Origin of the sequence: Mesorhizobium sp. M1A.F.Ca.ET.072.01.1.1, assembly GCF_004023325.1 — a bacterium.
GTDB lineage: Bacteria > Pseudomonadota > Alphaproteobacteria > Rhizobiales > Rhizobiaceae > Mesorhizobium.
In genome coordinates this window covers 20,203-28,616 of the sequence record NZ_RZSF01000052.1, presented here as the reverse complement: position 1 = coordinate 28,616, position 8,414 = coordinate 20,203, and the positions used below count along the sequence as shown (strand labels likewise).

General features: G+C 64.2%; 7 protein-coding genes. 1 reads left to right on the top strand and 6 read right to left on the bottom strand.

Features of this window, described 5'->3' with window-relative positions; all coding sequences use genetic code 11:
- The coding region (gene gcvP / locus EOA32_RS10580) for an aminomethyl-transferring glycine dehydrogenase (RefSeq protein ID WP_128371714.1) at nt 1-1,881 on the top strand (1,881 nt) is incomplete at its 5' end.
- Nucleotides 1,882-1,894: 13 nt separating this feature from the next.
- Here the strand turns inward: gcvP and EOA32_RS10575 are convergent.
- The 6 genes from EOA32_RS10575 to EOA32_RS10550 form a co-directional block, all read right to left on the bottom strand.
- Nucleotides 1,895-3,067 carry a GGDEF domain-containing protein gene (locus EOA32_RS10575; RefSeq protein WP_128371713.1) on the bottom strand — a complete coding sequence of 391 codons (1,173 nt, stop codon included), beginning with the start codon at nt 3,065-3,067 and terminating at the stop codon, nt 1,895-1,897.
- A gap of 173 nt (nt 3,068-3,240) precedes the next feature.
- The gene (locus EOA32_RS10570; protein ID WP_128371712.1) at nt 3,241-3,714 is read right to left on the bottom strand and encodes a hypothetical protein; all 474 of its coding nucleotides are present in this window, start codon (nt 3,712-3,714) and stop codon (nt 3,241-3,243) included.
- Between the two features lie 133 nt (nt 3,715-3,847).
- Entirely contained in the window at nt 3,848-4,810 is a 963-nt protein-coding gene (locus EOA32_RS10565; protein ID WP_095829898.1) for a type II secretion system F family protein, read from the bottom strand.
- Nucleotide 4,811: 1 nt separating this feature from the next.
- The gene (locus EOA32_RS10560; protein WP_095779240.1) at nt 4,812-5,777 is read right to left on the bottom strand and encodes a type II secretion system F family protein; all 966 of its coding nucleotides are present in this window, start codon (nt 5,775-5,777) and stop codon (nt 4,812-4,814) included.
- A gap of 3 nt (nt 5,778-5,780) precedes the next feature.
- Nucleotides 5,781-7,202: a CpaF family protein gene (locus EOA32_RS10555; protein ID WP_067000192.1), complete on the bottom strand. Its 1,422-nt coding sequence runs from the start codon at nt 7,200-7,202 to the stop codon at nt 5,781-5,783.
- Complete coding sequence (locus EOA32_RS10550; RefSeq protein ID WP_095829338.1) at nt 7,199-8,413, bottom strand: response regulator/pilus assembly protein; 1,215 nt, start codon at nt 8,411-8,413, stop codon at nt 7,199-7,201. Before EOA32_RS10550 ends, EOA32_RS10555 begins: the two co-directional genes overlap by 4 nt.
- Nucleotide 8,414: the final 1 nt, after the last annotated feature.

Here is an 8,414-nt window from a genome sequence, read left to right as displayed (position 1 = left end):
CAGCACATCCGCCGCGACAAGGCGACCTCCAATATCTGCACCGCGCAGGCGCTGCTCGCCAACATGGCGACGGCCTATGCGATCTGGCACGGTCCCGCCGGTTTGCAAGCGATCGCGGAGCGCGTCCACACTCTCGCCAACCGCCTTGCGGCGGGGCTGAAGACAGCGGGCGTGGCCGTTCTCGGAGCACATCGCTTCGACACTGTGACGGCGGAAGTGAAGGGCAAGGCAGCGGCAATAGCCGCCGCCGCCGAGAAGACTGGCCGGCTGCTGCGCGTCATCGATGCCGACCACGTCGGCATCGCCTTCGACGAGACCTCGACCGAAGCCGACCTCGAAGCGATCGCGGCGCTATTCGGCGCCAAGCCCGGCACGGTGGCAGCCGGCTCGATGCCCGGTAAGCGGCGCGGCAAGGAGTTCCTCACCCAGCCGGTTTTCCACGAGAACCACTCCGAGACCGAGATAATGCGCTTCCTGCGGCGGCTGGCCGACAAGGACCTCGCGCTGGACCGCGCCATGATCCCGCTCGGATCCTGCACCATGAAGCTCAACGCCGCCGCCGAGATGATGCCCGTGAGTTGGGTGAATGTCGCCAACCTGCATCCCTTCGCGCCGGCCAGCCATTCGGCCGGCTATCGGGCCATGGTCGGCGACCTGGAGGCCTGGCTGTCGGAGATCACCGGTTTCGACGCGGTCAGCCTGCAGCCCAATGCCGGCAGCCAGGGCGAATATGCCGGCCTGCTCGCCATCCGCGCCTATCACCGCGCGCGCGGCGAAGGCCACCGCACCGTGTGCCTTATCCCGTCCTCCGCGCATGGCACCAATCCGGCGAGCGCGGCGATGGCGGGACTGAGCGTCGTCGTCGTGCGCTGCGCCGAGGACGGCAGCATCGACATGGATGACATGCGGGCCAAGGCCAACGAGCATTCCAAGAACCTCGCGGCGCTGATGTTCACCTATCCCTCGACGCATGGCGTCTACGAGGAAGGCGCGCGCCATCTCTGCGCCCTCATCCACGAGCATGGCGGCCAGGTCTATTTCGACGGCGCCAACCTCAACGCCCTGGTCGGTCTCGCCCGCCCCGGCGATATCGGCGCCGACGTCTGCCACATGAACCTGCACAAGACCTTCTGCATCCCGCATGGCGGCGGTGGCCCAGGCGTCGGCCCGATCGGCGTCAGGGCGCATCTGAAACCCTATCTGCCGGGCCATGTCACGGAAGGTTCGGCGCATGCCGTCGCCGCCGCGCCCTTCGGCAGCGCTTCGATCCTGCCGATCACCTGGATGTATATCCGCATGATGGGCGGCTCCGGGCTGAAGCAGGCCACCGAGACGGCGATCGTTTCGGCCAACTATGTGGCGACGCGGCTCGCGCCGCATTTCCCCCTCCTCTACAAGGGCAGGAGCGATCGCATCGCCCATGAGTGCATTCTCGACACCCGCGTGCTCAAGGAGAGCGCCGGCATCAGCGTCGACGACATCGCCAAGCGCCTCATTGACTACGGCTTCCACGCCCCGACCATGTCATTCCCGGTCGCCGGAACGCTGATGGTCGAGCCGACGGAATCCGAGCCCAAGCGTGAGCTCGATCGATTCTGCGAGGCGATGATTGCGATCGCCGGCGAGGCGGCGAAGGTGGCAAAGGGCGAATGGCCGCTCGACGACAACCCGCTGGTCAACGCCCCGCACACTGCCGCCGAGGCATTGGCAGGCGCATGGCCGCATCCATACTCGCGGATGGAAGCAGCCTACCCCGCGGCTGACGTCGATCTGGCAGCAAAATACTGGCCGCCGGTTTCGCGCATCGACAATGTCGCCGGCGACCGCAACCTGGTCTGCTCCTGCCCGCCGCTGTCGGAATATCTCGGCGCCGCAGAGTAGACGGTAGGGCAAGTTAGGCCGAGCGCAGGGCTGGCCCACTATCGGGCTGGTCCTCCTGGCGTTGGGCGATCACGCGGTTTCGCCCGGCGCGCTTTGCGGCGTAGAGCGCGGCGTCCGCCTCAGCCAGCACCTCGTCCAGGGTCCGGCCATCGGCGGCGCCAAATCCCATGCCGCCGCTGACGCTGCTGCGCAACGGACCACGTTGAGTCGGAACGATTTCGGTGCCGAAAGCGACCCCGATCCTGCTTGCCATATCGTGCGCCCTTTCAGGCGTCATGCGCGATAGGACGAGCGCGAACTCCTCACCGCCGAGCCGAAAGGCATCGACCCCGGCCCTGCCATATTTCTTGATCACCGCCGCGAACCGGCAAAGCACCTGATCGCCGACGGGATGGCCGAAGACATCGTTTGTGGTCTTGAAATGGTCGAGGTCGAACATCGCGATCGCCATGAACGGACCGAAGCTGCGACCGCCGTAAAGCTCGTTGAGCGCCCTGCGGTTCATCAGGCCGGTCAGCGGATCGGTCATCGTCGCGGCCTTGAGCTCGATCTGCGCCTGCAGATGGTGCAGCGAAAGCGTCAGCGCGCCGAAGCCGGTCATGCAGGCGACCGCGACGACGGAGTTCAACCGCTCCGCCCAGTTGTCGGGCGCGGCGCCTAGGACCCATTGCCCTTGCACCAGCAGCACCAGGCCGCACAGCGCGAAGGATATCCCGCAGGCGCCGCTGAGAAACGAAACGACGAGCAGTATCCGGCGGTCGTGATCGCCCTTCATCCAGAACATCGTTCCGATCGCGGCGAGCAGAGCCGTCACCGTCGAATAGGTGATCAGAAAGCCGACGCCATCGAAGCCGAAATAGGTGACGAGGGCGCAGGCCGCCATCGCTGCCAGCGCCGGCACGATGGCGCGGCGATAACTGCGGATGCCGAGATACTGCATCGCCGACAAACAGATGACGAGGAACCCCAGGCTGAGCAGGGCAAGCACCATCTGGCAGAGCCATGGGTTGGCTTGCTTAGTATAGCGCCAGAACAGGACGACATGGGCAACGAGTACGAGTATGCCGCAGGCGACCGTAAGCACGAAACGCGCCCGCGGCGCGGTGAACCAGATCGCGAGCATGGTGACGCTGAGGCATGTGCCCGACAGCGCCGCCGCGAGCAGGAGCGAGCTGAAATCCAACATCTCTGAGGTTCTCGATGGGGAGTCTCGTTGCTTCCTCAATGTAGCCTGTAGACGCGTGGCGCAAACCGTTTTCGGCCAGTGTCCGCTGCTCGCTCGACAAAGGGTTTACAAAGCGTCGACATGTCCGCTGAAACTACGGCACGGTTCCGCGGCGGGACGAACCGGAAAGCGGATCAGCTCTTGTCGAGCAGCGCCAGGTTTGCGTTGACCACGGTCTGGTCGGCGAGACCGGCCTTGGCTTCTAGCAGCAGCGCCCTTGCCTTCTTCTTGTTGCCGCGCAAGAGCTGCGAATAGCCCATATTGTTGACGATCTGCGGCTTGCGCCCGGCGACCCTCAGCAATTGCGCATAGGCGCGGTCGGCGAAGTCGAAGCGGCCGAGCTCGTCATAGGAGGCGGCAAGCCCCATCCAGGCTTCGGCATTGTCTGCCTTGAGCTCCACCGCTTTGCGGAAATGCTGTTCTGCGAGACCGAAATTCGCCTCCCGGAATTGCGCCTTGCCCTCCGTCAGGTCGGCGGCACTGATATCCTTGGCCGTCGCCTGGATTGCGGTGGTCTTGGTCTTGTCGACGCTGCTGTTCGTCGTGCAGCCGGTGATTATCAAGACGGCCGCCAATACCGCCGCTGCCGTGGAAAGTCTGTGACGCATGCCCTGCCCCGTCGCCCGATTTGCCGGGTCGTTCTTCAGCAAGGACCATACAGGAGAGCGATTAAGCTTCGGTGCCGAAATGCGCCTAAATTTCAGTTGCTTGCAAAGAATACGTTAACCAGCACTGCCGACCTCAGTGTGACGTCAGCCTTACGACGATCGGGATGATGGCGACCATCAGCACCACCGGCAGGATGCACACCGTCACCGGCACCGACATTTTGGCCGGCAAGGCATGTGCCTTCTCCTCGGCAAGCGACATGCGCTTGTGGCGCATTTCGTCGGAAAAGACACGCAGCGCTCCCGACAGGCTGGTGCCGAGCTCCTTGGACTGCTGCAGGAGCGTCGCGAAGGAGCGCACCTCGTCGAGACTGAGGCGATCGGCGAGCGCCTTCAGCGCATCGTCGAGGCTGCGGCCGGCCCTCAGCTCCAGCGACACCAGCTGCAGGTTCTGGCTGAGCGACGGATAGGTCCTGGCGAGTTCCTTCGAGACCCGCTCGATGCCGGCCTCCATGCTCATGCCCGCGTCGGAGCAGACGATCATCAGATCCATGAAGTCGGGAAAGCCATTGCGGTATTCGCGCATCTTTTCCCGCACCTTCTGTGTCAGCACCAGGCCGGGCAGGAAATAGCCGGCCGCCCCCGACAGGATGATGAACGTCCAGCGGCTGGTCACGGTCGATTCGGCGCTGGCCGCCCAATGGTTGACCAGGAATGCCCCAAGCGCCATTCCGACCAGCGCGGCAAAACGGATCAGGAAGAACGTCCCGACGGCGCGCGGCTCCATGTAGCCGGCCTGGATGAGCTTCATGCGCAATCGCGCGACATTCTCCGGATCGCTCTTGGCATAGAATTCCTGCGCCCGCCTCACCGCCTTCTCGCGCACGGCGTTCGCGTTTTTCCTGGGTGCCGGCTCGGGCTGCTCGATCGGCTGCGCCGCCTCGACCTTCAGCCGGCGCTTGACCTCGTTGCGGTCGCCCTGCGCGACGACCAGCGGCCAGGCCACCGCGCCGCCGCCCATCACCAGCAGCAGCACCGCCACCGGCATCAGCGATGTCGGCGCTAGCGAGGCAAGGAAGCGGATGACCTCGTCCATTTCAGAACCTGAAATTCGACATCTTGAACATGATGGCATTGCCGAGCAGGAGCCACAGGATCGAGCCGCCCAGCATGTACCAGGTCTTCGGTATCCCCCACACTTCGTGGTAGAATTGCGGCATCAGCACCATGATGGCGGTGAACAGAAGCACCGGCACGGCGGTCAGGATATAGGCCGACATGCGGCCTTCGGTCGAAATGGCGCGCACCTTGCGCCGCAGCTTGCCGCGCTCGCGGATGGTCGACGACAGCCCGTCGAGGATCTCGCGCAGATTGCCGCCGGAGCTGCTTTGGATCGACACAGCGGTGACGAACAGCGGCAGGTCCTCATGGCCGACGCGATCGAACAGGTTGTTGAGCGCTGAAACCAGGTCCGAGCCATAAGTCACCTCGTCGGCCACGACGCCGAACTCGGTGCCGATCGGATCGGCCATCTCGCGCGCCACCATCGCGATCGCCACCGGCACCGGGTGGCCGGCCTTGAGGCCGCGCGTGATCAGCTCCAGCGCTTCCGGCAGTTGCATGCCGAAGCGCTTATGCCGGCGCTTGCGCAGAAAACGCATCGCCATAACCGGCAAGACCGGCACCAGCACCAGAAGCAGGATCAGCCCGAACAGCAAAGGCAGGCCGTACCAGACGGCCAAAAGCGTCAGAGCGAACGCTATCCCCGACGTGATCGTGAGGAATTTGGGCATCGGCATGATCATGCCGGACTGCGTGCGCAAGGCGCGAAAGCGATCGAAGGAAAGGAGGGGCGTGCCCTCTTCCATGCCGCGCTCCTTGCGCAGCTGGATCAGCACCTGCTCCTGGCTGATCTTGTTCTCCGCCAGCTTCATGCGGCGATTGATCGCCGTGCGCTTGTCGCTGCGGCCGGCATAGAGCAGGTAGCAGCCTTCGGCGATCATGATGCCGGTGAGCGCCGCCGCCGCGTAGACGGCATAGATCGGGCTGAATCCCTCGAGCACCGGCTACTCCTGCGGCCGGCCGGGTTCGAAATACTTGCCCGGAAATTCAATGCCCATGTTGCGCAGGTCCTCGAGGAAGCGCGGTCGGATGCCCGTTGCCTCGAAATGGCCGACGATCTTGCCGTCCGCCTCCATGCCGGTGCGCACGAAGCGGAAGATCTCCTGCATCTGGATGACGTCGCCTTCCATGCCCGTCACTTCGGCGACGCTGGTCACCTTGCGCTTGCCGTCGGACAGGCGCGTCAGCTGCACGATGATGTCGATGGCGCTCGCGATTTGGCTGCGGATCGACTGCACCGTCATCGGCATGCCGGTCATGCCGAGCATCTGTTCGAGGCGCGATATGGCGTCGCGCGGCGTGTTGGCGTGGATGGTCGCCATCGACCCTTCATGGCCGGTGTTCATCGCCTGCAGCATGTCGAAGGCCTCCTCGCCGCGGCACTCGCCAAGGATGACGCGGTCGGGCCGCATGCGCAGCGCGTTCTTGACCAGATCGCGCTGCTTCAGCTCGCCATGACCCTCGATGTTTGCCGGGCGCGTTTCCATGCGCGCGACGTGCGGCTGCTGCAGCTGCAATTCGGCGGCGTCCTCGATGGTGATCAGGCGCTCGTCCTCGGGAATGAAGGCCGACAAGGCATTGAGCATCGTCGTCTTGCCGGTGCCGGTGCCGCCGGAGATGATCGTCGTCTTGCGCGCATGCACGGCCGCCGCCAGCACCTCGGCCATGTTCTGGGTGATGGCGCCGAACTCTACCAGTTTGTGCAGGCCGAGCTTGTTCTTGGAGAATTTGCGGATCGATACCAGCGGCCCGTCGACGCCGACCGGCCTGATCGCGGCGTTGAAACGCGAGCCGTCGAGCATGCGGGCGTCGACCATCGGCTGCGATTCATCGACGCGGCGGCCGACGGCCGCGACGATTTTATTAATGATCCGAAGCAGATGCGCCTCGTCCTTGAACGGGATATGGACCTGCTGCAGCTTGCCTCGCTTTTCGACGAAACAGTTCTGATGGCCGTTGATCAGAATATCGTTGATCTCCGGATCCTTGAGCAGCGGCTCCAGCGGGCCGAGGCCCACCATCTCGTCGACGATGTCGTCCACCAGCGCGTCCAGCTCGGCGGTGTTGATCGCCATTCGCTCCTGACGCGTCTTTTCCGAGACGAACTCATGCACCTGGCGGCGCATTTCGTCCTTGGGCAGCCGCTCCAGCGCGACGAGGTTGATTTCTTCGAGCAGCATGCGGTGGATGCGCACGCGCGCGTCGAGCACCTTGTTGGCGCTCTTTGCGGGTGCTGCTTCCGGCTTCGGCGGCGCCGGCTTGCGGGTCGTCGGAATGACCACGGCGTGATGCGCAACGGGCGCGGGTTCGGGCGCCCGCAGCGGACGAACATCGCGATTCTGCAGGTTGGAGAAGCGGCTGCTCATCCTGCTTTCCTCTTCAAGAGGCCCTTGCCGAGGCCGAACAGCGACTTCGATTTTGCCGTCGTCGCCACCGCCTCCTCGGGCAGGATGATTTTCTTCAGGTCATTCACAACATTGGCGTTCGGATCGATGTCGTGCAGCGGCACGCCGCGGTCGACGGCCTCGCGCACCAGCCGGTAGTTGTTGGAGATGCCGCCGACGAAGTGCTCGCCGAGGATATCCTGGACGTCGGCCTGCTTGATGCCGCTGTCGAACATCTTCTGCTCGAAACGGTTGACGATGACGTTCGGCTTCACTTCCTTGCCGGCCGTCTCGTAGATGGCCTGGATGAGACGCTGCGTGTGGCGCAGGCAAGGTACCGTCATCTCGGCCACGATATAGAGCTTGTTGGAGCCGAGCAGCACCGTCTCCGTCCACGGGAACCAGGTGCGCGGCATGTCGATGACGACATTGTCGAAATAGGCCGAGACGAGGTCGAGCATGCGCACCACGACATCGGTCTTGAACGAGCGCATTTCCGAAGGGCGCGTCGGCGCCGCCAGCACGCAGAGCCCGCTTGCATGCTTGGACAGCATGACGTCCAGCAGCTGCCGGTCGAGGCGTTCGGGCTGGTTCTCGATTTCGGTGATGTCGAAGCGCGGCTCGAGGTCGAGATATTCGGCGCAGGCGCCTTGCTGGAAATTGAGGTCGACCACGCAGGTCGAGGCGCCGCGCGTCACCGAATGGTGCAGCTGGAAGGCGGTCTGCAGGGCAAGCGTGGTGGTGCCGACACCGCCGGCGGCCGGCATGAAGGTGTAGATTTGCGATTCGGAGTTTTCCTCCCGCCCCGGCCCCTGCAGCGCGCGAATGACGGAACGCACCAGATCGGCGGTGGTGATCGGCTTCACCAGGAAGTCGGCGACTTGGAGCTGAACCAGGATGCGCACCGCCGCCGCATTGAATTCCTGCGTGACGACGACCACGGGCACGCGGCCTTCGATCCGGCGCATGATGCGCTGCAGCGACTCGATCTCTTCGAGCTTGGCCGCGTCCATGTCGACAATGACGGCGCCGAAATCGGTCTCCTGGACCTCGCCGCGCAGTTCGTTGACGCTTTTCTCGACCGTCAAAAGCTCGATGACCTCGGATGCAGCGAAAGCCGTCCGCGTGTCCTGCGAAAACGCCCGGTCGGTCGAAACGAGCAGGATCTTCTTGGTCTTGGTGCCCGATGCCATG